Annotated in this window: 19 protein-coding genes and 2 pseudogenes; 14 read left to right on the forward strand and 7 right to left on the reverse strand. The window is 34.4% G+C overall.

Annotated features, from left to right (window positions below; translation table 11 throughout):
- The first annotated feature begins 34 nt into the window (after positions 1 to 34).
- A complete protein-coding gene (locus tag HHU08_RS07990; protein ID WP_169188216.1) occupies positions 35 to 1,246 on the forward strand; it encodes a M20 metallopeptidase family protein in 1,212 nt (403 codons plus the stop codon).
- A gap of 535 nt (positions 1,247 to 1,781) precedes the next feature.
- On the opposite strand, the gene HHU08_RS07995 is transcribed toward HHU08_RS07990, so the two are convergent.
- Positions 1,782 to 2,072: a hypothetical protein gene (locus HHU08_RS07995; protein WP_169188217.1), complete on the reverse strand. Its 291-nt coding sequence runs from the start codon at positions 2,070 to 2,072 to the stop codon at positions 1,782 to 1,784.
- Positions 2,073 to 2,200: 128 nt separating this feature from the next.
- Between HHU08_RS07995 and dcm the strand changes: the two genes are divergently transcribed.
- From dcm to HHU08_RS08010, 3 genes are all read left to right on the forward strand, one after another.
- Complete coding sequence (gene dcm / locus HHU08_RS08000; protein ID WP_254414834.1) at positions 2,201 to 3,193, forward strand: DNA (cytosine-5-)-methyltransferase; 993 nt, start codon at positions 2,201 to 2,203, stop codon at positions 3,191 to 3,193.
- Complete coding sequence (locus HHU08_RS08005) at positions 3,180 to 4,358, forward strand: type II restriction endonuclease (RefSeq protein WP_169188219.1); 1,179 nt, start codon at positions 3,180 to 3,182, stop codon at positions 4,356 to 4,358. Before dcm ends, HHU08_RS08005 begins: the two co-directional genes overlap by 14 nt.
- Before the next feature lie 530 nt (positions 4,359 to 4,888).
- Entirely contained in the window at positions 4,889 to 8,641 is a 3,753-nt protein-coding gene (locus HHU08_RS08010) for an AAA domain-containing protein (protein ID WP_169188220.1), read from the forward strand.
- A 98-nt stretch (positions 8,642 to 8,739) separates the two neighbouring features.
- Here the strand turns inward: HHU08_RS08010 and HHU08_RS08015 are convergent, their stop codons facing one another.
- Complete coding sequence (locus tag HHU08_RS08015) at positions 8,740 to 9,180, reverse strand: hypothetical protein (RefSeq protein WP_169188221.1); 441 nt, start codon at positions 9,178 to 9,180, stop codon at positions 8,740 to 8,742.
- Positions 9,181 to 9,476: 296 nt separating this feature from the next.
- Positions 9,477 to 9,728 (reverse strand): hypothetical protein, encoded by a 252-nt coding sequence (locus HHU08_RS08020; protein ID WP_169188222.1) that lies wholly within the window; start codon positions 9,726 to 9,728, stop codon positions 9,477 to 9,479.
- Positions 9,729 to 10,786: 1,058 nt separating this feature from the next.
- Here HHU08_RS08020 and nirB point away from each other — a divergent pair.
- The 5 genes from nirB to HHU08_RS08045 are packed head-to-tail and all read left to right on the forward strand — an operon-like array spanning position 10,787 to position 16,538.
- Positions 10,787 to 13,192, forward strand: a complete 2,406-nt coding sequence (gene nirB / locus HHU08_RS08025) for a nitrite reductase large subunit NirB (RefSeq protein WP_169188223.1) — start codon at positions 10,787 to 10,789, stop codon at positions 13,190 to 13,192.
- A 30-nt stretch (positions 13,193 to 13,222) separates the two neighbouring features.
- On the forward strand, positions 13,223 to 13,540 hold the full coding sequence (nirD, locus tag HHU08_RS08030) for a nitrite reductase small subunit NirD (RefSeq protein ID WP_016204103.1): 318 nt from the start codon (positions 13,223 to 13,225) through the stop codon (positions 13,538 to 13,540).
- 3 nt (positions 13,541 to 13,543) lie between these two features.
- Complete coding sequence (cobA, locus tag HHU08_RS08035; protein WP_169188224.1) at positions 13,544 to 14,980, forward strand: uroporphyrinogen-III C-methyltransferase; 1,437 nt, start codon at positions 13,544 to 13,546, stop codon at positions 14,978 to 14,980.
- The gene (locus HHU08_RS08040; protein ID WP_235678808.1) at positions 14,974 to 15,714 is read left to right on the forward strand and encodes a sirohydrochlorin chelatase; all 741 of its coding nucleotides are present in this window, start codon (positions 14,974 to 14,976) and stop codon (positions 15,712 to 15,714) included. The genes cobA and HHU08_RS08040 overlap by 7 nt, the downstream gene beginning before the upstream one ends.
- Positions 15,715 to 15,737: 23 nt before the next feature.
- A complete protein-coding gene (locus HHU08_RS08045) occupies positions 15,738 to 16,538 on the forward strand; it encodes a formate/nitrite transporter family protein (RefSeq protein WP_016204100.1) in 801 nt (266 codons plus the stop codon).
- A 491-nt stretch (positions 16,539 to 17,029) separates the two neighbouring features.
- Here the strand turns inward: HHU08_RS08045 and HHU08_RS08050 are convergent.
- Positions 17,030 to 17,533: pseudogene (locus HHU08_RS08050) on the reverse strand (DinB family protein).
- A 148-nt stretch (positions 17,534 to 17,681) separates the two neighbouring features.
- Between HHU08_RS08050 and HHU08_RS08055 the strand changes: the two are divergent.
- Positions 17,682 to 18,603 (forward strand): annotated as a pseudogene (locus HHU08_RS08055) (helix-turn-helix transcriptional regulator).
- Positions 18,604 to 19,013: 410 nt separating this feature from the next.
- Here the strand turns inward: HHU08_RS08055 and HHU08_RS08060 are convergent.
- Positions 19,014 to 19,391, reverse strand: coding sequence for an SLAP domain-containing protein (locus HHU08_RS08060; RefSeq protein ID WP_169188226.1), 378 nt, complete (start codon positions 19,389 to 19,391; stop codon positions 19,014 to 19,016).
- Between the two features lie 476 nt (positions 19,392 to 19,867).
- Here HHU08_RS08060 and HHU08_RS08065 point away from each other — a divergent pair, with 476 nt between their 5' ends.
- The 4 genes from HHU08_RS08065 (at position 19,868) to HHU08_RS08080 (ending at position 23,035) form a co-directional block, all read left to right on the forward strand.
- Positions 19,868 to 20,494, forward strand: coding sequence for a metal-dependent hydrolase (locus HHU08_RS08065; protein WP_169188227.1), 627 nt, complete (start codon positions 19,868 to 19,870; stop codon positions 20,492 to 20,494).
- 439 nt (positions 20,495 to 20,933) lie between these two features.
- Complete coding sequence (locus tag HHU08_RS08070) at positions 20,934 to 22,130, forward strand: GTP-binding protein (RefSeq protein WP_169188228.1); 1,197 nt, start codon at positions 20,934 to 20,936, stop codon at positions 22,128 to 22,130.
- Between the two features lie 349 nt (positions 22,131 to 22,479).
- Positions 22,480 to 22,749 carry a 30S ribosomal protein S14 gene (gene rpsN / locus HHU08_RS08075; protein ID WP_016204093.1) on the forward strand — a complete coding sequence of 90 codons (270 nt, stop codon included), beginning with the start codon at positions 22,480 to 22,482 and terminating at the stop codon, positions 22,747 to 22,749.
- A 37-nt stretch (positions 22,750 to 22,786) separates the two neighbouring features.
- Positions 22,787 to 23,035, forward strand: a complete 249-nt coding sequence (locus HHU08_RS08080) for a type B 50S ribosomal protein L31 (protein ID WP_101730213.1) — start codon at positions 22,787 to 22,789, stop codon at positions 23,033 to 23,035.
- Between the two features lie 148 nt (positions 23,036 to 23,183).
- Here the strand turns inward: HHU08_RS08080 and HHU08_RS08085 are convergent, their stop codons facing one another.
- Positions 23,184 to 23,960 carry a VOC family protein gene (locus tag HHU08_RS08085; protein WP_016204091.1) on the reverse strand — a complete coding sequence of 259 codons (777 nt, stop codon included), beginning with the start codon at positions 23,958 to 23,960 and terminating at the stop codon, positions 23,184 to 23,186.
- The gene (locus HHU08_RS08090; protein ID WP_016204090.1) at positions 23,957 to 24,763 is read right to left on the reverse strand and encodes a pyrroline-5-carboxylate reductase family protein; all 807 of its coding nucleotides are present in this window, start codon (positions 24,761 to 24,763) and stop codon (positions 23,957 to 23,959) included. Before HHU08_RS08090 ends, HHU08_RS08085 begins: the two co-directional genes overlap by 4 nt.
- Between the last annotated feature and the right edge of the window lie 53 nt (positions 24,764 to 24,816).

The following is a 24,816-nucleotide window of genomic DNA, read 5'->3' on the forward strand; positions in this document are numbered from 1 at the left end:
ATAAGTTGATATAATAATAGAGGAGGAAGAATGAATGCTAAGCAATTGGAATCTTCAATTAGAGGAAATGTACGATAAAATGGTGGAATGGCGTAGATATATACATCAGCATCCCGAACTTACAAATCAAGAATATGAGACTTCCAAGCTCATTGCATCCATCTTATCGGATTATGGAATTGAGAGGAAAATCAATGTTGGTGGCTTGGGAGTAATCGGGTTTATAAAGGGAGCACAGACAGGGAAAACCATTGCACTAAGAGCCGATTTTGATGCACTACCCATTCAGGATGAAAAAGATGTTTCCTATAAATCAAAAGTTGACGGAGTCATGCATGCATGTGGACATGATGGACACACAGCAACTTTACTGGCTGTTGGTAAGGTTCTGCAACAAAATAGAAATCAGCTAGCCGGAAACGTAGTACTAATCTTTCAACATGCAGAAGAAGGAGGAGGAGGAGCAAGAAAAATGATTGCGGACAATTGTTTGGAAGGGGTGGATGCTATATTTGCTAATCACTTGTGGAGCCTAATCCCTGTTGGAACGATTTCCTATACAAAAGGATATACCACAGCAGCAGGAGACGGATTCGAGATTAAAATTAAGGGAAAAGGCGGTCATGGCTCCTCTCCGCATGATACGGTTGACTCGATTGCTGTTGCCGGACAGCTGATTAACCAGCTTCAATATATCGTTAGCAGAAGAGTTCATCCCCAGAAAACAGCAGTTGTCTCCATTGGTTCCATTCATGCCGGAGATGCTGCCAATGTCATAGCTGATTCTGCTATTTTAAAAGGAACAGTGAGAACATATGAAAAAGAGGTACAGCAATTAGTAGAGGAAGAAATGAAGGATGCTATCAGAGGAATCTGTTTAAGCTCAAAGGCTGATTATGAATTTAACTATTTTCATGGAGTAGCAGGGGTGTATAATCATCCGAATGAAACAAAGATATTTGCCAGTACAATGAAATCTGCATTACCAGAAATACATGTAGAAGAAGTTCCAGCGCTGTTAGTCAGTGAGGATTTTGCTAATTATTTGGAAGAAAAGCCAGGCATGCTTTTCTTTACAGGAGCCGGAAATGAATCATTAGGTGCTATCTATCCGCATCATCATCCTAAATTTGACTTTGATGAAAGAGCTATGCTTCATGCTGGAAAAGCAATGCTGGCGATTGTTGATTATTATCTTGTAGAAAGTGATTTGGAAGTAATAGAGCAATGTAATGTTGTAAAGTAATTCAGTTAATACAAAAAAGAACGGTATGTAGAATTTGACAAAAATCCTGATACTTTCTAGGAACGCCAAAGCTGGATAAAATATTTGTGAAAATGATACTTGCTGCCAATTTAGTTGCGCAGCTAAAGGATCAATTGTTAGCACATGGAAAGTCATAACCAATCGTTGAAAAGAGAAAAGTAATAAATGATGAACTACAGGAAATCTGGGAAGAGACTTGCCGGTTATTACTCTTTATTCTGATTACAATTTTGCAGAGTATTTGATAGTAGCTTATGGACAGGTAAAGATATTGGGTACTAAGTGATAGATTATCATTTGTGGGATTTGGAGTAAGGGGAATATTTAAATAGAGTATTATTATAAAGAAGCTTTCAAAAAGTCAGGAAATTGACTGTTCGGAAGCTTCTTTATATTTTTTCTTCTATTGAATTTTCCTGTGAAATTATTTCCGTATAAACAATCTTACATTATAACTAGAATTGACTAGAAAATTGGTTGTTCAAATATCTTATGAAATAATAATAACAAAATATTATATCTCATTAAAGTATCTTAGTTTAAAGTGCTCAGTTTTAGATAATTGATATATTAACTCTTTATCAAATTCATTTTTAATAGGCTTATTAATATAAATGTAATCTAATCTTTTTAGAGGGGAATTTAGAAGATCCATTAGTTCGATGCTTTGATCAAAATTGTCTATATAAACTCCGGAAATTACATGATGCTTTTCCAATTGGTGAATAATATTATTTACTTGTTCAACAGCTTGTTGTGTATTTTCTCCTTTATTTGAGTTATAGTAAATAACTATATTAGCCAATTATACCACCTCGACTTAGAGGGAATTGTTAAAAAATAACTTTAATATTATAACATATAATTCAACAAAAAGAATTAAAACTTTGATATAATTACCATTACATGAACAGGTGTTTGGAGGTGGGGAATGTGTTATACAGATTTATTGACTTGTTCGCTGGAATCGGGGGGATAAGGACTGCTTTTGAACCATATGGGCAATGTGTATTTTCTTGTGAGTGGGATATTAAAGCGCAAGAAACTTATGAGGCTAATTTTGGTGAAAAACCGGTTGGAGATATTAGAACGGTAAATGAAAAACAAGTCCCTGACCATGATATACTTTTAGCTGGATTTCCTTGCCAACCATTTTCAATTGCGGGTGTTAGTAAAAAGAAGAGTCTTGGTAGAGAACATGGATTCCTTGATGAGACCCAAGGAACTTTATTTTTTGATATAGCAAGAATTATAAAAGAAAAGAAACCACAGGCATTTTTACTAGAGAATGTTAAAAATCTTAGAAGTCATGATAAAGGAAAAACTTTTAAAGTGATAAAAAAAGTTTTGGAGGAAGAGCTTGGTTACACGGTTTATGCTGATGTACTTAATGCTAAAGGACTTGTTCCACAAAATAGAGAACGTATATATATAGTAGGTTTTAAAAAGCCACTTAAATTTGAGTTTCCTATAATCCCTAGTGTGGGTCCGTCTCTTTACTCTATACTTGAAGAAAATGTTGAAGAAAAATATACTTTGTCAGACAAGTTATGGGCATATCTACAGGCCTATAAAGAAAAACATGCAAAAAAAGGAAATGGTTTTGGATACGGTCTTGCTAATCTACATTCATATAGTAGAACACTTAGCGCAAGATATTATAAAGATGGAAGTGAAATTTTAATTCCACAAGAAGATGGGAAAAATCCAAGAAGATTAACTCCTAGAGAATGTGCTCGCTTACAGGGGTTTCCAGAAACGTTTAAAATTGTAGTAAGTAATACGGCAGCTTATAAACAATTTGGTAATAGTGTTGCCGTTCCAGTTGTTCGATTAATTGCTGAAAAAATGGTACAAGCTATTGAACGGGACGAACTAATCCAAGATTTTGTACATGAGGAGCGAGTTGAATATGCAACCACATAGTAGGGGGCAATTAGAAAAAGCGATCGAGGCGGCCAAGCAATATGGTCGCTTTTATTGTAAATTTATTACTGCAAATGATGTTGGTTTAACAAATGCACATCAAGAAGGACTGCATATTGCAAAAGGAGCTTGGAAAATATTTTTTGAAAAGGAGGGGATAAAAGGAGAAAATAATTCTAAAATGGTAAATATACATATAGATGGTTACTATCCATTTGAAAGTAGAATAATTTATTATGGGAAAGGTACGAGAAATGAATATCGTATTACAAGGTTTTGGACAAATTCTCCATTCGAAAAAGAACAACAAGTAGGAAATTTAATTGTTTTTATCCCCTTAGATCATGAAAATTTCAAGGTATATATTTTTAATACTGAAGAAGTAATTGAAACCTTTGAAGATAAATTTTCACTTACTCTGATTAATAACAATGCAGTATATATAGAGGGAGAAAAAAGAGATGTTGATCTTTCGAATAAGATAGAAATGTTGATTAATGAGAAAGCATCCAAATATGAAAGTTTTCCTGAAACAATACATCTTGCAGAAATAGCAAGAGAAATATACAACGAAGTATATAAAATTAAGAAATTCAATCCTGATAAAATGCTACTTAAATGGATTGAAACAGAGTACAGTTTATTTCGTGCAATAGAAAGAAATATTTATAAAGACGTTCTGATAAAACCATTTAATGAGTTAGATTTACTTTTAGAATTTGCTAGTAGTGCACTAAATCGAAGAAAGAGTAGAGCTGGAAAATCATTAGAGCACCATATTGATTTTATTCTGAGAAAAATGAATATTCCTTTTAGTCATCCTGGTAAAACAGAAGGTAAAAAGCAACCTGACTTTATTCTTCCCTCAAGTAATGAGTATGCAGATAACCTATATGCTTCAAACAATTTGATTTTTTTAGGAGCTAAAACGACTTGTAAAGACAGATGGAGACAGATTCTTAACGAGGCGAATCGAATTCCAGCTAAACATTTATTGACCTTACAACAAGGAATTACTGTTAATCAATTAGAAGAAATGCATGATGAGAAGGTGATTCTTGTTGTTCCAAAACCTTATCATAAAGCATATCCAGAGTCACACCGAGACAGGCTTTGGTCAGTGGAGAAATTTATACTTTATGCAAAAGGAATGTATGATTATTAATGAGACCCAAAACTGGGGTCTTTACTTATCGTTTATAAAAGAGTACAAATTCGTGGTGCATAGTGACGTACCGAATATTCTTGTTTCATCAATTCAAGTGTACAGTTTTCTCTTGAATTGATGAAACTGAGTATTGCGGATCAAATTCCTCAAAGAAGGAATTAAAAAAAATATTAAATTGAAATTAAAGAGTGAGTTGAAAGATAAAGAAAAAAATTTAGATTTAATTTAAAGTATTGAAATATCATAGAGCTAGACATCACAGAAGGACATTTGTTCATTATGTGATGCCTAGCTCTTGTTTTATATGTGATTTTTGAGGAAGTGTTTGTGAATATTAGATTATTTATTAAGATATATTGTCCTAACTAGGAAGATAATTACCAATAAAATATGGTACTATAAGCTTAAGTCGAAATGAACCGAAAAGTGTCAAATATTGTTCTTTCGTAAAACCAGTTTATACAAACTAATGAAAATTTCTTTTTAAATGTAAATGTAATTTTTAATAATAGAAAGAAGGCTAAACCATGAAAGACAAACTAATACATATGCGGGATAAGTTAAATGATATTAGTAAGAGAAATAGATCGATAAGATTATTAAAGATTTATAACAAGTGGAGTTTTGATTTAACGGAATTGGACAAGTTGTCGATGCTATCCAAAGATAAAGAGAGTGAAAAAATCGTTGAGAAGATTATTAGTCAATCTAAAGGGGAGATAACGTTATTAAAGCCCACTTTAGATAATGAACATTCTATGATTATCTCGAAAAAATTGACTGATTTATCACGAAATATGAAAGCAATTGAAGAGGAATCAGGTATTCATGATTTTTATTTAGGTTATCCCTTTTTAACGGGAACACTCGCTGATGGAACTTTTTTTCAAGCTCCATTGTTTTTGTATCCTATCCGTATTGAAAAAAATAATCTGCATGCACAAAAATGGATTCTTCGTATTGAAGAAGGAAGTCCACAAATTAATCGTACCTTATTTTTGGCATTCAAAAAATTAAATAATATTGATTTCTCAGAGGAATTCTTTGAAGCAGCATCTGTGATAGCAGGTAAGCAGGATGTGGATGAGTGGAGATCCTTTTTACAAGATCATGAAATGAAGGTATCGTTTGCAAAACAAGGATTAACAAGACTAAAAGAATATAGACGTGAAGATATTCCGGAAAAACAAGGGATAAGCATTGTTGAATATGCGGTCATGGGAAATTTCCCGCAAGGTGGATCTGCTTTAGTGAAAGATTATGATTCTCTAATTCATATTTCAGAAGAAGAAGATTTATCTTTAGTCAGTGAACTAATCGATCCTAAAGAATTGGACTTTGAAGAAGGATCGAATTTAGAAACCGAATATACACAGGAGAAAATCGAGGTTTTGAATCTTCTCGACACAGATGGTTCTCAAGAAGAGATTTTAAAAGAAGCTAGATATAAAAAAGGGATTGTGGTGCATGGTCCTCCTGGAACAGGTAAATCGCAAGTGATTGTTAATTTAATCACAGATGCTATAAGTCAGGATAAAAGGGTGCTTGTCGTTTGTCAGAAAAGAGCAGCTCTTGATGTGGTTTATCAGCGGTTAGATGGTCTATCTTTAACTAATCATATAGCTTTAGTACATGATGAGAAAAATGACCGCAAATCATTATATAGCAAAATAGGATCTGTATTAGAACAAAACAAAGTAATGTATGAACAAGCAAGTCATGAATTGCATTCAACTTCCAAACGATTGGAAACGCATGAAAAACTGTTAAACGATATTGCAAAAGGATTATATGAATATCAAGATTTTGGTTATCGTCTTTATGATTTATATGGAAAAGCAGCGTCCATCGGTGAATTTAATCAAATCCTTGATTTAAAGCCAATGTTAAGTGAGTTTCATAAGGATACTTTAGAGGATATATACGGAAATATATACACGTATGCAGAATGGCAAGAACGGTTTGGAGATGAGAATTATGCATTAAAGAACCGTAAATCATTTGCTGCTTTTTCGATGAAAGAGAAAGTAGAACTAGATGAATTGTTGAATGATCTAATCAAAAAAGCAAAGCAATCTTCTGAGTATCTGCATTCATTGGATTATAAGAAAATCACGCCAGCATACACTTGGTTGATTGAAAACAAACTAGACAAAATATACCCGGATTTAGAGGATAATAATAAGAAAACATTACAAGGATTAAGAATTTGGTGGTGGACATCTTTCTCAGGAAAAACCATTATCGAAGAGCTTTTAGAAGGAGAGAAATTCAAAGGAACTAGTTCTACTGAATGGCTTAAAATCAAACAATCACTTATTATGATGAATCATTTAGGGAAAGAAACGAAAAAAATGGCTGATGAGATGGAGAAGCTTAAAGAATATTTTGATGATAAATATATCGATTCGTGGAAAAATAGAATAGCTGATGGGTACATACCAATTCAGGAACTAGATAAAATGTTGGAATATATCTATCAGGATTTTGATAGTTTACAGCAAATGGATGCCTATTGGAATCAGTGTTCAGAGGTAGTCAAAAAAATTCTAACCGAATTACAAACCAAGTCTTCTTCTTCAGAAAGTAGTTTACCTAATTATTGGGTTCAACTATTTAAGTATTCGACTTTTATACATTGGATTGATAAAACAGAAAGTAAGTATCCAGAAGTAAAGAAGATATCGACAAATGAATTTAATCGAACAAGAGAGACATTCGCTAAGTTGGTTGAAGAGAAACGAGAGCTAGCAAATAAGTATTTAATTCACCAATTAACGCAATCCGTAGATTCTTTATTAAGTAATTATCCGAAAGCGATGCGTGACTTAAAATATCAAGTAGGTAAGAAAAGCCAAGTGTGGCCACTAAGAAAACTTGTAAATGAATTTGCAGATAAAGGACTTGTAGGATTAATGCCTGTTTGGCTTACTTCACCAGAAACAGTTTCGTCTATATTCCCATTAAAAGAAAATTTATTTGATCTCGTTATATTTGATGAAGCTTCCCAATGTACGGTAGAAAGTGGTATTCCAGCTGTTCATCGTGGAAAACAAGTTATTATAGCTGGTGATGAGAAACAATTACCGCCATTTAACATGTTCCAATCTTCTTTTGTAAATGAGGAAGACGAAGAGGAATATGATACGGATGAATCCCAAAGTTTATTAAATCTTGCAAAAAGAAGATTCCCAGAGAAAATACTACAATGGCATTATCGTTCTAAGTACGAGGAACTTATTAATTTTTCCAATCATGCTTTTTATAATGGGCATGTGCAAATTGCGCCTAATGTGGCTCCATTAAAAAATCCTCCATCTATCTCATGGAAGAAAGTTGATGGAAGATGGCTCAATCAATCAAACGAAGTAGAAGCATTGGAAGTAGTTCGGATATTAAAAGAATCTTTGACTAAACAACCTGATAAGTCAGTTGGGATTATTACTTTTAATGCGAAGCAGCAGACAAAAATTCTTGACATGATTGAAAAAAATGCATCAGACGATCAAGAATTTAATGCAGTATATAACCAAGTGATGGCTAAAGAGTTAGATGAAAGAGTATTTGTCAAAAACATCGAAAATGTTCAAGGCGATGAAAGAGATATAATCATCTTCTCTATTGGATATGCAAAAAACGAAGAAGGAAGAATCTATAATCGTTTCGGAATGCTTAACCAACAAGGTGGAGAAAATCGACTAAACGTTGCTGTTTCAAGAGCGAAAGAAGGTATTACCGTTGTTTCAAGTATTGAACCAGAAGAACTAAATGTAAGTAATACTGCGCAAATAGGTCCTAAATTACTAAAGTCCTATATGAAATATGTAAAAGCTGTTTCCAATACACAAATAGAATATATACATGCAGTGGTTGAAGAAATTAATGAAAATGTTAGTACGCATGTAAAGGAGCAAGGATTGCATTTTGATTCACCATTTGAAGAACAAGTGTATAAACAGTTAAGAAATTTAGGATATGAAGTAACAACACAAGTAGGGATGTCAGGATATCGAATCGATATGGCCATTGTACATCCAAATGATTCTTCCAAGTATATTCTTGGTATAGAATGTGATGGGGCAATGTACCACAGTACGGCCAATGCAAAGGAAAGAGATATATATCGTCAACGGTTCCTTGAAAGCAGAGGATGGACGATTGAAAGAATCTGGAGCCGAAACTGGTGGAAAACTCCTAGTGCAGAAATAGAGCGGATTGACCAAAAGGTGAAAGAGTTATTGAAACAAGAAGAACTTAAGAAGAAAGTTAAAAATGGATAAAGTAAGTTATTGGTTAAACGAGACGTTGGTTTGACAACGTCTTGTTACATAAAATCAAGAACAATTAGAAAAATGATCTTGGTATCCTTAATATTATTTTAATCATTATCATGTGCTCTCTCCAAAATCAAAAAGTCTTTTGTTTTAATTACCATAATTCCATTCCTATTAGCTAAAAACATTAAATCTTCAAGAATGTTGTTAGGAGAATAATGAATGATTTGAATAGAAAATCCCTTTTTTTGCTTAATTATCGCTCCTTTCGTAGACCAACCAAAACGTTTAAAGCTGATTTGCATTATTTGAGAGAATTGAATTTTTTTCTTATAAAGGGATGTTCCAATGCATTGAATTTGATAGCTTATTACTTCGTCAGTAATGGTGATTTTATATTGGATAAAAAAAGATAGGATAAAAAATAGGATAAGTGTAAGTTGAAAGAAAAGTAACCAGACGGGAGAAGACAAAGATAAAGAGACCGTAACTAGTGCTAACATAATGATTAAGAAGCTTCTTGGGGTTTTTCTGTAATATTCCAAATTAATTCCTCCTATTACTATTTATCTTCATTACGGATATACTGTCAGCTTGGTTTCACTTTCTGTTTGAATAATAGAATAATAGTGTCAATAATAGTGTCAGGCACTGTATATGGACAAATGTCTTTTACAGGTGCCTGACACTTTGTTATTAAAAGGAAAACCTGTATAATGGGCACTTAATAAAAGGTGACCGTTAAACGGGTTTTAACTTCTACTTATGGATAGTGATTATAGAAATAATGTAGCTTGTTCAGGGTGTGTTTGATTGTTCTAACGACCTATCTATTAGAGAATTAAGTAAAGGACATAAATAAAACGGCGAAAATGAATAGGATAAGTAGTAAATGGAAAATAATTGCTAATATGAGTATAATCCATCCTAATAATTTTTTACCTGTTCTAATCCAATAAATAGAAAGTGTTATTATTCCGAATATAAAGCCCAGTATTCCCCAAAGGACAGGATTTTTTCCGTGCTTTTTAGAATCTACTACCAAATAAATGGTTATTAAAATATTTATTACCGAATATAAAGAAAACTCCATAATGAACAACCTCCACTTTACTTTTTTATATTGTATTCGAATAAATTTTAATAAATGTCTAGCATTAATTATACAAGAAGAAATGTAAATTTCCTCTTTATTAATGATTGTGATGTATTTTTTCTAAGAAAACACACATAGTCCCTCCTATTAATATACTATGCCGATATATACGTATCTTTTGTAAGGAAGGTTTCAATTTTGCCCATAAACCGGTAAGTGAGATACTGTACAGATGGTCTTCCCTTCTTTTTTTAAGCTGTGAAACCTTAAGTCCGTTTTCATTCCAGTCACTGAGTGTGAAAAATCACTTTATCTCTTATTCAGAAAAAACGAGGATTGATGGAATATCTATCTATAGCTTAAGCGTTAGGTGAACTAGATACATAAATATTGTTTTCAGTAATTAAAAATGTAGTTTATAGCAGTATGTTTAATGAATAAAAAAACCCAGATATACAAAAAAATGCATAATTATTGTATATTTGGGTTCTTGAATTTCATCCCACTCTTAACAGGCAGTGAGACCCCAGTTCGAGCTGGAAAAATCGAGAGTGATAGGTGTTGAACTCTCCTGTAAAGGTCCGTTAAGGGCAATTAACCATAAGTGGAGGATGAGGAAAAAAACTACTGATATAAGTTTTTAATACGTTAGTCCAAGTATATACAGTTTCATAAATGTGCATAAATATTAGTGTTTATACATATGTTTTTTGAATTTTTATTCAAATGTGTCAATAAAACCACTTACGAAAAGTATATCAATTAATTCCTGGAAATAAATATGCAGTCCATTTACATATTATCATCTTCCAGTATGTCGAAGAACAAAAGAAGTTCATTAAATCGTCAAATTTTAGGTCTTTTTTTTTCTCAAAAAGCAGATATAATGGAATTATAAAAGGTGTATTTAATATACTTCTTTTGTATGAATAGGGATGTGACTAGTAATATTAGCAAAGTACTTAGAATATTAACAATTTATTTTTTTATGTGACATTATGTGATTTATTTCACAAATGAATTCACCTTACTAGATGATTCTTGGAGGTACAAAGATGAAAAAGCAATTAGTTATGATTGGAAACGGAATGGCGGGAGTACGGACAATTGAAGAGATATTGAAGCGGAATGCTGATCTTTTTGAAATCACGATTATTGGAGATGAACCTTATCCAAACTATAATCGCATTATGCTTTCAAATGTTTTACAAGGGAAAACAACTGTAAATGATATTAATATAAACGACTGGAATTGGTATCAAGACAATCATATTAATTTATTAACAGGTGAAAAAGCGATCAAGATTGATAGAGAAGAGAAAAAGGTAATTACTGATAAAGGGAAAACGATTGAATATGATGAACTTATCCTAGCAACAGGATCTAGTGCCTTTATTTTACCGATACCTGGAAGTGAGTTAGAAGGTGTAATTGGTTTCAGAACGATTGATGATACGGAAAAAATGATGGAAACAGCAAAACATTATAAAAAAGCGGTTGTTATCGGTGGAGGTTTATTAGGACTAGAAGCAGCAAGAGGGTTAATTGACCGTGGAATGGAAGTTCATGTTGTTCATTTATTGCCAACTTTAATGGAGCAACAGTTAGATGCTGCTGCAGCAAATCTTCTTAGAAAAGATTTAGAAGCACAAGGTATGAAGTTCTTAATGGAAAAGCAGACAGCCGAAATATATGGAGACAATCGTGTGAAGGGATTAAAATTTACAGATGGTACTAACATTGAGTGTGATCTTGTTGTGATGGCCGTAGGAATTCGACCAAATGTGGCGATTGCCCGTGAGGCAGGATTAGAAGTGAATCGTGCTATTCTTGTAAATGATCATATGGTAACATCTGATCCATCTATCTTTGCAGTAGGAGAGTGTGCGGAACATAATGGAATTGCTTATGGATTAGTTGCTCCTTTATATGAACAAGGAATGGCACTTGCGGAATGCATTACAGGAGGAAATGGAAAAGGATACCAAGGATCGATTCTTTCTACTCAATTGAAAGTTGCGGGCTGTGACTTATTCTCAGGGGGGAAAATTCATGAAGATGAGAATACAGAAGCCATTATTGTCCATGACCAATTTGCAAAAGTATATAAAAAGATTTTAGTAACAGAAAACAAAATTGTTGGGATTGTCTTATATGGAGATGCTTCAGATGGCAATCGTCTCTTTAATATGCTGAAAAAACAAGCGGATATTAGTGAATATATAAGCTCATCTGTTTTAAGTAAGAGTGGTCAGGACTCAGAAGAAGATTTAGTAGCAAGTATGAGTGCAGATGATACAGTGTGCGGCTGTAATGGGGTAACAAAAGGTACGATTGTCCATTCTATCTTAGAGCAAGGATTGACTACTTTTGAAGAAGTGAAGGGATGTACAAAAGCTGGTGGATCTTGTGGGAAATGTAAACCAATGGTCGAAAGTATTTTAGCACATACGCTTGGTGACAGTTTCGATGCTTCTATTCAAAAAACAGGCATGTGCAGTTGTACAACACTAACTCGTGATGAAGTAGTAGCACAAATAAAAGAAAAGCAACTTAAGTCTCCAAAAGAAGTAAGAATGGTGCTTGAATTTTCAAGTGAGGAAGGCTGTTCTAAATGTCGTCCAGCACTAAACTATTATATGCGCATGCTGTTCCCAGAAGAGTATGAGGATGATAAAGCATCAAGATTTGTAAATGAAAAAATGGAAGGGAACATTCAAAAAGACGGTACATTCTCTATTATTCCTCGTATGTATGGGGGAACAACCACTGCAGAAGATTTAGTGAAAATAGGAGAAGTAGCGAAAAAATATAATGTGCCATTAGTAAAAATTACAGGTGCGAGTCGTATCGGATTATATGGTGTAAAGAAAGAGGACGTACCACATGTATGGGAAGAGTTAGGGATGCGTTCTGGTTATGCCTATTCTAAATCCCTTCGTAACGTAAAATCATGTGTTGGTTCAAGATTTTGCCGCTTTGGAACACAGGATTCACTCGGACTTGGTATTAAATTGGAACAAGCAATTGAAATGGTCGATACTCCACATAAAATGAAGATGGGGGTAACGGGCTGTCCACGAAACTGTGCAGAAGTACTTACAAAAGACTTTGGCGTGATATGTGTAGAAAATGGCTATCAATTATATATTGGTGGAAATGGTGGAACTGAAGTTCGCGAATGTGATAGCTTAACTACAGTGAAAACGGAAGAAGAAGTCATTACGATGGCGAAGGCTTATGTTCAATATTACAGAGAAAATGCTAATTATGGAGAAAGAACAGCTCCTTGGGTGGAACGTATGGGAGTTGATACAGTTAAAGAAACATTATTAAACGTAGAAAATGTTGAACAGTTTGTAAGTAGATTCGAAAAAGCAAAAACAACATACGAAGAAGCTTGGTCTTCTGTCCTAAACGATCAGACGAAGAGAGAAATGTATGAAGTGATAAAAGGATAATAATGGAGAATAAAACGGAGGGTATACATGATGACGGCAACTTTAGAGTGGAATAAGATTATGAAACTAGCTGATTTACCTAAACAAATTGGTAAAGAGGTTCATTTAAAAGGAAAATCAATTGCTTTGTTTCATCTTTCAAATGGAGATGTTAGAGCCATTGCAAACAGCTGTCCCCATCAAAATGGGCCGTTGGCAGAAGGAATTGTATCAGGCGAATTTGTCTTCTGTCCATTGCATGATTGGAAAATTTCTTTAGTCACAGGCGAAGTTCAAAAACCAGATAATGGCTGTGTCGAGGTTTATGAAACACAAATAAAAGATGACTATATTTATATAATGGTGTAAGAGATGAATACGAACAAGGGGTATGTAGCATTTGTCGGAGCAGGACCTGGGGATATTGGATTAATTACAAATAAGGGGATAGAGTGTTTAAAAAAAGCAGATGTTGTATTGTATGATCGCCTTGCGAATCCACGATTATTACGTTTTACAAGCAAGGATTGTACGTTTATCTATTGTGGGAAGCTACCAAACAATCACATTATGCGACAAGAAAAGATTAATGAAACATTAGTGGAAGAAGCGTTAAAAGGAAAATATGTTGTCCGGTTAAAAGGGGGAGATCCTTCTGTTTTTGGAAGAGTAGGAGAAGAAGCAGAAGCTATTACAAAATATGATATTTCTTTTGAAATAGTACCGGGTGTGACATCAAGCATTGCAGCTAGTGCTTATGCAGGCATTCCAGTAACGCACCGAGATTATAGTACTAGTTTTACGATTCGAACAGGGCATGCTTGTAAGAAAAATGAGGCTGCCATTCATCATGAACCTAAGCAAGAAGCAATAGGAGATACTATTGCCTATTATATGGGGGTGAAAGGTTTACCGGGAATTTGTGAGAATTTATTAGCACAAGGTAAGTCTAGCGATACCAAAGTAGCTGTTATTGAGTGGGCAACTCTAGGAAAACAACGAGTAGTCGAGGGGACCTTAAAAACAATTGTAGAAATGGTAAAGGAAGCGGAGCTTGGGAATCCAGCCTTAACGATAATCGGTGACGTTGTACAGCTAAGATCGTCTATTGCTTGGTTCGAGAAAAAAGCCTTTTATCAAAGGAAATTATTAATTGCCAAAAGCTCATCAGAAGAAAGTTTGCTAGAAAGATATTTTTCCAAAAATGGCGCGGAAGCTTATGCCTTCCCTACTTTAAAAGCTATCGCGCACTCTTACACAACCGAGGAATTACAATTGATAGTAAATGCAGAAAGACTGATTTTTGCTTCTGCAGAAGGAGTGGAATTCGTGTTTTCCCAGTTGTTTAAGGCAGATTATGACTTGCGTGATCTCCCTAGACAGATAGAACACTTATCTGATAAAACGCGTAAGGGATTGGAGAAAAGGGGAATTCGCAGCATAAAGGCATCTTATGACAAAAGAAGTGCTATTTTTATAGGAAATGAGCGAACAATTGAAAAACAAATATTTTCAGATAATCTACTAGCATTACCTAGTCATACTATTCAAATAGATGAACGCTTTCATGAAGTAAATAAACGCTTATTGACAGAAGATTGTTGGGAAACGGTTATTTTTCCAAATAAACAATCTGTGGATTTATTTTTACAAGAATGGCGTAAATTTAGTGAACGGAATCCAATGGAACTTTCCTTTGCAGCAATCGGCCAATCTGTGAAGGAGTATGCTGCTAAGCAGGGGTTTAAGCATATAGATGAGCAGGTCCAACAAGAACTAGATAACCAGGATTGGAAGCGTGAATGCTAATGGATGCAGTTGTATATATAGGTCATGGTAGCCGCATAATGGAAGGAAATAATCAATTCATAGCATTTATCGAAGAAGTAAAAAAAGAAATCAATATATCCGTACAAGAAATTGCTTTTTTAGAACTGGCATCACCATCGATTGATGAAACAATGGAAAAAATAATCATGGCTGGAGCAAGGGAGATTCTCGTTGTACCTGTTCTTTTGTTTGCAGCAGCCCATTTCAAAAGAGATATACCAGAAGAATTACTGGCAGTGAAAGAAAGATTTCCAGAAGTCAGCTTTTATGTTTCAAAGCCATTTGATCTCCATCCGAAAATGATCGACTTAGTTCTGAAAAGAATAGAAGAAAAACGATTGAAAAATGATGGGGCAATTCTATTAGTGGGAAGAGGCAGTAGTGATCCAGAACCAATTGGGAAGCTTAAGGAAATAAGCAAGCATGTCCAGCAAAAATTAGATTGCCCTGTATATCCAGCTTTTTTAACAGCAGGCCAGCCTGGGTTTATTGATGAATTGGAAAAGCTTCAATTGGAATATAACAAGATTTATGTTGTTCCGTATTTACTTTTTACGGGAAGATTATTAAAAAGAATGGAGAGCAAAATTGAAAACAGTGAAAAAGAAGTTATACTTTGTCATCCATTAAAGTACGATTGCTTCATGAAGGAAGTATTGGTAGAAAAAATGGAAGAGCAATTAATGAGTCTTGTAAAGGAATGCTTGGCTTAAATTATATGTAGAGGAGTGTCGTTATGAAAGAAGTTATTACTGCATTTAGTAATACGGCATTAATGAAAAGGAATGCTTTAAATACAAGTAAAAAGAAGTATTTAGTTGGTTCTATGCTTGCTGGTTTTTTTGTTGGGTTAGGAATTATTCTTATTTTTACAATTGGTGGGTTACTCGGCGCAACTGGATTTGCAGGCACGAAAATTATAATGGGAGTTTCATTTGGGATTGCATTAAGTTTAGTTATTATGGCAGGCGCTGACTTATTTACTGGTAATAATATGGTGATGACAATTGGCATGCTAGAGAATAAAGTTACCTGGAAAGATACCGGCAAAGTATGGGGATATAGTTATATTGGCAACTTTATTGGTTCTATTATAGTAGCGTTATTATTTAGTTATTCAGGTTTGGCTGTTGGAGGAGTAGCTGAATTTATAACTAACGGAGCGGCAGCGAAAATGAATGCTCCTTTTATGGAATTACTGATCCGTGGAATTCTTTGTAATATTCTCGTTTGTTTAGCAGTTTGGTGTTCTGTAAAATTAAAGGATGAAACAGCAAAATTAATTATGATTTTTTGGTGTCTCTTCGCTTTTATTACGTCAGGATTTGAACATAGTGTCGCAAATATGACGTTATTGTCTATTGCACTTATCATTCCTCACCCTGAAACAGTATCTATTGGTGGCATGTTTGCAAATTTATTGCCAGTGACCATTGGGAATATTATCGGTGGAGCTATTTTTGTAGGAGCTGCCTATTGGTATCATATTTCGGAGAAGACACAAGCAGTTGTTAAATCTTTTAAAAAAGAAGCTTAATTTTACTTTATCTGCTTATGTGAAAGATATCACAAAAAGAGCTATGTGGAAAGTGATCTAATCCAATAAAGTTAGACATATATTTTTAGGAAAATTAAAGGATCTGAGTCCGGTATTCTACGAGACCACTGAAAAAGTCTTTTTTTCGTGCGAAATGAAGAGCAAGCATATTTGAAAGTGAAAATAAGGTTGATTTGGAGAGGCGTCCGCTCGACCCATGGAAAGGGAGCGGACAAATCCATCATCTTATGTTTAAAAAGTGACTATTGCCCATCATCATTAGCTAGCCAGTTTTTCAGTGCACTCGTATTCTACAGGTTCCAGATCTTTTAGTTTGCTTTTATTCTTTTGTGATTGTAATAGTCAATATATGTTGCTAATCATCTTTCAAAATCCTCGATATTTTTCAAACTCTTGCAGGTAAAGGTCCGATAAGTGCAACCAACCATCAGTGGTAGATGAGGAAAAACTCCCACTGATAGAAGTTTTCTTTATAATGGTGGGTTTTTGACTCCTAATTGAATCCAATCTTCTTTGGGAGGTCCATAAACTCCAAATGGTTTCAATCCAGCCTGACGCATAAGAACGGTAATTTGGCCACGGTGATGAACAATATGCTTGATTAATCCCATTAGAATGGAGGCATTTGTTTCTTGTCTTCCAAAGGCATCTTGTATTTGTTTCAGAGAGTCATCAGTCCATTGATCTTCCATAACTTTAGCAGCGTTAACACTTACATCATTAAAGGTTTCCGCAATTTCTTTTGCTGAAGTTGGAATATTTTCCGCATTTTTTACTTCCTCTATCTTCAACCCAAATTCAGCCAAGTATTCTGGAACAGTTATTGTTAAATGCCATGCAATTCTTCCTATATTACGACCTTCTTGATAAACTTGTTATTTCAATGAATCATCAGTCAAACCATTTAATATGTTTTGCGTTAATACAGCTTCTTTGTTCCATTCTTTAATAAAGTCTGAAATGGTTATATACATGTAAAGTCCTCCATCATTTAAATTTAAAGATACATCATGAAATAATTGTTTTTTTAATTCAATTTCCATCCTCCTTATTCTTTATCTATGTGTGATTATATATTATAATAGTGACAGTTTATGTCACTTTTGTTTTTTGGAGGAAAATATGTCTCGAGCAAAAAGATTAAATGAAATGATTATGATGGTTAATCGAAGAAAACGATTTACGGTAAGAGAATTAGCACAAGAATTTGGAGTATCAAAAAGAACTATCCTGAGAGATTTACAAGAATTAAGTGAGATGGGAGTTCCATTACATTCAGAAGTAGGTCCACATGGAGGGTATCAAGTCTTAAATGAAAGAATTCTTCCACCAATAGTATTTAGTGAGGATGAAGCTGTCTCTATATTTTTTGCTATTCATGCCTTTTGATATGGAGTATGAATCAATAAAAAAGAAATTTTACTTAAATCTTTCCGGTGATATTAGAGATACAATTGATAAAATGCAAAATAGAGTTGATTTTGTATCGGTGCCTCAACAAGAAAAAATTCCATTTTTAAAAGAGTTACTAGATGCGGCAGTGCACCAAAAAGTTTTAATAATTAGTTATGAAACGAGTGGAAAGACCAGCTTAAGAAGCATTCAACCAATTGGTATTTATGCAAAGGAAGGAAATTGGTATTGTCCTTCCTATTGCTTTTTTAGAGAAGATTATCGAGTTTTCCGTTGTGATCGTATAAAATCTGTAGAATTTGATGAAAAAAATGGTCCTATTGATTTATCACATATTAACTTAAATAATCGTTTTTCCATTCTTAATCCCGATAAGGACATGATGGAATTATATGTGGAGTTCACTAAAAATGGAGTAGAGAAATTTGAATCTGTTAATTGGCCAAATATCCATTTAAGAAAAAGAGAAGATGGAACTGGATTTATAAAAGGTATAATTGCAAAAAATGATATTAACTTTTTATCAAACTACTTTATCGCATATGGAGAAAATGCGTTTATAAAAGAGCCTTTGGAATTAATCGAAAGTACAAAAGAAATATTAAACAAAGTATTAAATCAGTATAACTAAGAGCTTGACCTTATCAAGTTCTTTTTTATCCCACTCTTAACGGACAGTAAGACTCCCCCCTCAAGCATATGAGAATACGAGGAAGATAGGTGGGAGATCAACTGTCCGTAAAGGTCCGATTGGTTCAACTAACCATCAGTGGGGGAGGAAGGAAAACCCCCACTGATGGAAGTTTCACTTTATTCTTATTACCTATATTTTGTGAATTCTTCCTGTATATTGGGTATGCCTCTAATGATGTTTGGATAGTGAATTTCTGCCGATTTATTTTTGTCCATATTCGCGATTTTTGTTAAACCTCTACTGATATAGTTTTAATTCACTATCGGAATATACGCAAACATAGGCTAACTATTTATGTAGTTAACCGCTGTTTAGCAATAAATGTTTATTTTTTTTACAAATAAAAACTAGCTCAGTTCTAACAGTCCATCCTTATAAGAAGTATGAGTTTGATAATTCTCTTTTGGAAAAATAAACGTCCAAGGCATACTTACATGAGGGGGGATGACGAGATCAGGGAATGTGAAGGCCTGTTCTGCAACGACCTTTCCTTTTAATCTATATTGCAATCTAGTTTGATTAAATAATAGTTGGTTTTTCGTAAAATTATGAACTAATACAGACACAAGCAAGGCATCTTTATGATTAATCGCTTCTCGAATAGGGGAGAAGATGACACTCGTGCTGTTTAAACTTTTAGTCTCTTGAAAGATTTTTTCTATATTTCGTCGATCCTGAGGTGCCAGTTGTTTATCCCAGGAAGATTCAAATTGTAATTGCTGCATCCACAAAACCACCTTTTGAAGTGAGTGTATCATAAGCCGATAAAAGAATCTATTAATGATCCTTTTATTACACTAGTCATTTATTCTTCTTAGACAGTAAATTTAAGAGAAATTCACATCCGAAAGCTACTAATAATCCAGACCAAAAAATCACTGTAGAGGTAAAAGGCTCCTTATTGAATAGTAATGAGCTGGTATAGTTTACAAATAATAGTAATAAAAAGACGTAAAACCCAAGTATTGCTCCTTTTCTCCAATTAATCACTTCTACTTTTGACATATTTCTGAAAAATTTCAATGTGACACTCCTTATAAACTTATTTCATTCCTATTATTCTATCATGAAGATAGAATTGATTTACTTTAATCTTCACTATCTATTTTTCTAATGAAAAATTCCTTCTAAACAGAACAAGTGTTTTGGTGTAGAATAGTAATGTTGCAATAAAATATTAAATATTAGAGGTGTAATCAACTTGAATGGAACATCACACGCTGTAATTGGATCAGCGACAGGATTTATTGTTGCTAATGCGGTGCAATCCACACCATCAGAGACACTCTTATTCGTCTCTTTAGGGGCGGTTTCTGGATTAATTCCCGATCTTGACATTGACGGGAAGCTTCGTGGGAAAATTACTTTACCCCACCAAATGATTCAACTGTCTGCACAAGTCATTGGAATAATGATGATCCTATATAGTATCTTTGAAAAGACGGCAGGAGAGAGGTGGATAGGTGTCGGAATTGGTATATTGATTTTATTTATTGCCTCTTTGATTAAACGAAAACATATGTTAACAATTACTGGTATCGCTGTTCTGATGGGCGGAATATCTGTAGAAGAGCGATGGATTATTCTTCTAGGAATCTATATTATGATTGCCTCATTTACCTCTCATCGAAGTTATACGCATTCTATTTTAGGCGTTGTTTACTTTGGAATAATTGCCGCAGATTTAGAGACTTCGCTTGGGATTAACGGATTGTTCTACACTTGTATTGGAGGATACATCAGTCATCTACTAGCAGATTTAAAAATACTACCATTTAATAAACGCGGAGTTAAACTGTTCTTACCATTATCATCGAAAGAATTATAATATATTTATAGATGACAGGATTCAGAGGGACGGTTCTACTGAAGACATTTTTAATTGGGAATCAGAAGAACCGTCCGAGACCACTGAAAAAGCCTTTTTTTCGTGCGAAATGAAGAGCAAGCACATTGGAAAGTGAAAATAAGGTTGGTTTGGAGAGGCGTCCGCTCGACTCCTGTGGGAGCTGCGAGAAAGCCCGAGACCCCGGACGTAGTGTGACGAGGAGGCTTGGCGCTCGCCCCATGGAAAGCGAGCGGACGCCTCGAAAAACAAATCCATCATCTTATGTTTAAAAAGTGGCTATTGCCCATCATCATTAACTAGCCAGTTTTTCAGTGCCCTCGAACCGTCCCCTTGATTCCCTTGCTTTTTTTTATTAATGGGTTTATTATATAAATCGTAATGATTACGATTTGTGTGAAATCAAAAAAGGAGTGAGGAAATGAGAAAAATACCGGTAACTGTGTTAAGTGGTTATTTAGGAGCTGGAAAGACGACATTGCTGAATCATATTTTACATAATCGAAATGGACTGAAGGTTGCAGTAATTGTGAATGATATGAGCGAGGTGAATATTGATAGTGAATTAGTGCAAACAAAGGGTGGTTTTTCCCGGACAGAAGAGAAACTTGTGGAAATGTCAAATGGATGTATTTGCTGCACATTGCGTGAAGATTTGCTTGTAGAAGTGGAGAGGCTAGCGACTGAAGGCGATATTGATTATATTTTAATTGAATCATCTGGAATCAGTGAACCTATTCCGGTTGCACAAACTTTTTCTTACATAGATGAAGAGATGGGAATAGATTTAACTAAATTTTGTAAATTGGATACGATGGTAACGGTAGTTGATGCAAATCGTTTTTGGCATGATTACGAATCTGGAGACTCTTTACTTGACCGAAAAGAAGCAGTTGGGGCTGATGATGATAGAAATGTTGCCGATTTACTAATCGATCAAATAGAGTTCTGTGATGTGCTAATTCTTAACAAATGTGATTTAGTAGCAGCAGATGATTTGGATAAATTAGAACAGGTTATTAGAACGTTACAGCCAGTTGCCAGAATCATTCGTACAGTGAATAGCGAAATAGATCCACAAGAAATCCTAGATACGAACCTTTTTGATTTTGATCGAGCAAGTGAGTCTGCAGGTTGGTTACGAGAATTAAATATTGGTCCAAGCATGCATACACCAGAAACAGAGGAATACGGTATTAGCTCGTTTGTTTATTCAATTAAAAGACCGTTTCACTCGGAACGTTTTAATGATTGGTGTCATTCAATGCCACTTTCAATTGTAAGAGCGAAAGGAATATCTTGGTGTGCGACTAGAAATAATCTTGCTTTGCTGTTATCTCAAGCAGGGCCTTCAGTGACTATCGAGCCTATTTCCTACTGGGTTGCATCACTTCCAGAGGCTAGACAACAGGACATTCTCAGCGTTAATCCGTCTTTGAGAGAAAATTGGGACCCTCAATTTGGTGACAGACATACAAAGCTTGTGTTTATTGGAATGGATTTAAATGTGGAGCTTATCAAAAAGGAATTGGATGAATGTTTATTAACGGAAGAAGAGTTTCATGGAGATTGGCATCAATTAAGAGATCCATTTTATTGGCAGCTCCAAGCAAGATAGATGATGAATAGAAGCAGAAAACTTGCAAATCGTAATGATTTCGTTTTATGATAGATAAGTGTTTTTGAAAGGCTGTTTTCTAAAGGATTATTGTTTTTTCAATAGAAAAAAAGAATTAGTTGGAAAAATGGAGCAGCCGGAATACACGTAGACTCCTGTGGGATTAGCGAGACAGCCTGAGACCCCGGAGGCGAAGCTGAGGAGGCTTAAGCTTAGCCCCACGGAAAGCGAAGTGTATTCCGGCTGCGGGTAATAGCAACAAACTTTACCAAAACAGCCTTTTGAAAAGAATACTTGTATTTAGTAAATCGTAATGATGGCGATTTAGGATAAAGGAGGAAAAGGAACTTTGGCAAAAAAATCAAAAGTAGTAAAAGCGAGAAAAAGAAGAGAAATGGTGGAGAAATATGCTGAAATTCGCAAAGAGTTGAAAGAAAAGGGCGATTATGAAGCATTAAGAAAACTACCTAGAGATTCTTCGCCGACGAGATTGAAAAATAGATGTGAAGTTACTGGAAGACCAAGAGGCTATCTCAGAAAATTTAAGATGTCTAGAATTGCTTTTCGAGAATATGCACATAAAGGACAACTACCTGGTGTGAAAAAATCTAGCTGGTGATTAAAAGATTTAAATCAACTTATAGGAGGACTATATAATGAAAAAAGGAATTCATCCGACTTATCAAGAAGTTGTATTCATGGATGTTAATAGTGGGTTTCAATTTTTAACAGGATCGACTAAACAATCGAAGGAAGAAATTGTCTGGAAAGATGGGAAAAGCTACCCTCTAATAAAAGTTGAAATAAGTTCCGATACCCATCCTTTTTATACAGGACGTCAAAAATTCTCTGATCGAGGCGGTCGAGTAGAGCGGTTTTATGAGAAGTATAAAAATAAGCTCTAATTTCTAAAGGATGTTAGTACTATACAAAAATAGAAACAGAATTGTCCCGAAAAGTTTTTAGACCATACAAGCTATATTTTAACTCAATACATATAGTTTGTTACCTTTTTGGGACAATTCCACACTTAAATTAAATGGAGAGGTAGAGTTATTCTATCGATTTAAAGGTATAAGTTCCTTCTCCTATCGTGAGTGATTTATTTTGAAGCTGTGGAGATTCAGTTAAAAGAATGATTTCAGTTAGCTGATTGAAAGAACCTTTCTTAAATAGAAAGCTTTGTTCTCCGATCGATAGAGTAGCTACAGTGTCAGAAAAATTGATACTGTTTAAGTGAAATATCTCTTTCCAATGTTCAGCAACAGCTAATGGATCAGATACTGTAAATATTGCTTGGTGGATAATCGTTTTACCAGCAGGATGATCTTGAATAACCCCTGAAGATTGCAGTGATTTTAAACGCTCTGAATCTGTGCCTTTCCATTGGATTACAAATGGGTAAGGTAAACCTTGAAAAGAACCGTCAATCGTCATCATTTTCCATTCGATTAATTCTCCCTTACTATCTAATCGTTTTCCAGCCATAATTGGGGAAAGGGTGAGCCCTGTATCTCTTAATCTAGCAGCTATTTCCTCTATATTATCTGTACGAAGGGCAACTCTACTTAGGGCTTCATGCTCAGGCAGATATTGAATAGCATCTTTTACTACTCTGTTCGGTTCTTTAACGTGTTTAACTAAATCTCTATTTTCAATTCCTAAGAATTCAATATAGGTTAAATCAAAGTAACTAAGAGAGTTGTAGGTTCCCCATTGTTTATGAGATCCGCCTCTAAAAGCAATTAAGTTTTTTTCTTTAAATAAATCAATTGGTTCTTCTATGTCGTTAACATAGTGAACAATATGATCCCACTTTACTTTTGTCACTTTGTTTCTCCTCCTAATTGAGATGTTCGTTTAACAGCAGTTAAAACACTACTTTGTAATCCAGCAGCAAAATCACTTTTATTTAGTTCAAATAACGCATTAATTCCAACCCCGCCAGGTGAATTATTAATATCTAATAATTGTCTTGGATGTTTTCCTGATAACTTTAACATTTCAACTGCACCATTCATGTTTTCTAAAGCAACTTTCCAAGACAAGTCTCTTGGCAAACCTGCTAGAACACCGGCATCTGCTAATGATTCAATAAAATAATAAATATAGTTTGGACCTGCAACCCCGTAACCAGTAAATATATCTAATAAGGATTCATCCATGTATTCCACTTTACCAAAGCCATTTAAAAATGAATCGATTTTGGTTTTATCAGCAAGCTCATTTAGTGTAGCAGCACTGTATCCAAATCCAGTATCTGTTAACGTATTAGGGATAACACGAGCAAGGGCAAATCGGTTCTGTAAATAGGATTCAAGTTTTTTTAATGTAACCCCAGCAACAATGGAAAGGATGGTAGCAGTCTGATCGGCATATTGATCAATTAGACTACCAATCGTTTTGATATCATCTTGTGGTCTTACCCCAATAATAATGAGATCCGCATCCCTAAAGCCGCTTTTTTCATTAAAAACCACTTCAATTCCATACGTTTCAGCAAGATATTGTAGGCGAGAAGGATCGATATCAAAAACAGTAATTTGTTTCTCCTCTACAATTTTGTTATGAATAATAGCCCGAATAATTGCTTCAACCATTTGTCCTCCACCGATAAAATATATCTTTTTCATGATTTAAGCTCCTTTTTTATTGGGAAAATTAGTAGTCATTTTAAAAATGTTTG

It is taken from the genome of Niallia alba, from assembly GCF_012933555.1.
Taxonomy (GTDB): domain Bacteria; phylum Bacillota; class Bacilli; order Bacillales; family Cytobacillaceae; genus Niallia; species Niallia alba.

What these genes read in the sequence shown, in the direction of transcription:
- HHU08_RS07990 (WP_169188216.1), top strand. Translation starts at nt 35, where the DNA reads ATGCTAAGCAATTGGAATCTTCAATTAGAGGAAATGTACGATAAAATG.
- HHU08_RS08005 (WP_169188219.1), top strand. Translation starts at nt 3,180, where the DNA reads ATGCAACCACATAGTAGGGGGCAATTAGAAAAAGCGATCGAGGCGGCC.
- HHU08_RS08010 (WP_169188220.1), top strand. Translation starts at nt 4,889, where the DNA reads ATGAAAGACAAACTAATACATATGCGGGATAAGTTAAATGATATTAGT.
- HHU08_RS08020 (WP_169188222.1), bottom strand. Translation starts at nt 9,728, where the DNA reads ATGGAGTTTTCTTTATATTCGGTAATAAATATTTTAATAACCATTTAT.
- nirB (WP_169188223.1), top strand. Translation starts at nt 10,787, where the DNA reads ATGAAAAAGCAATTAGTTATGATTGGAAACGGAATGGCGGGAGTACGG.
- nirD (WP_016204103.1), top strand. Translation starts at nt 13,223, where the DNA reads ATGACGGCAACTTTAGAGTGGAATAAGATTATGAAACTAGCTGATTTA.
- cobA (WP_169188224.1), top strand. Translation starts at nt 13,544, where the DNA reads ATGAATACGAACAAGGGGTATGTAGCATTTGTCGGAGCAGGACCTGGG.
- HHU08_RS08040 (WP_235678808.1), top strand. Translation starts at nt 14,974, where the DNA reads ATGCTAATGGATGCAGTTGTATATATAGGTCATGGTAGCCGCATAATG.
- HHU08_RS08045 (WP_016204100.1), top strand. Translation starts at nt 15,738, where the DNA reads ATGAAAGAAGTTATTACTGCATTTAGTAATACGGCATTAATGAAAAGG.
- HHU08_RS08060 (WP_169188226.1), bottom strand. Translation starts at nt 19,391, where the DNA reads ATGCAGCAATTACAATTTGAATCTTCCTGGGATAAACAACTGGCACCT.
- HHU08_RS08070 (WP_169188228.1), top strand. Translation starts at nt 20,934, where the DNA reads ATGAGAAAAATACCGGTAACTGTGTTAAGTGGTTATTTAGGAGCTGGA.
- HHU08_RS08080 (WP_101730213.1), top strand. Translation starts at nt 22,787, where the DNA reads ATGAAAAAAGGAATTCATCCGACTTATCAAGAAGTTGTATTCATGGAT.
- HHU08_RS08090 (WP_016204090.1), bottom strand. Translation starts at nt 24,763, where the DNA reads ATGAAAAAGATATATTTTATCGGTGGAGGACAAATGGTTGAAGCAATT.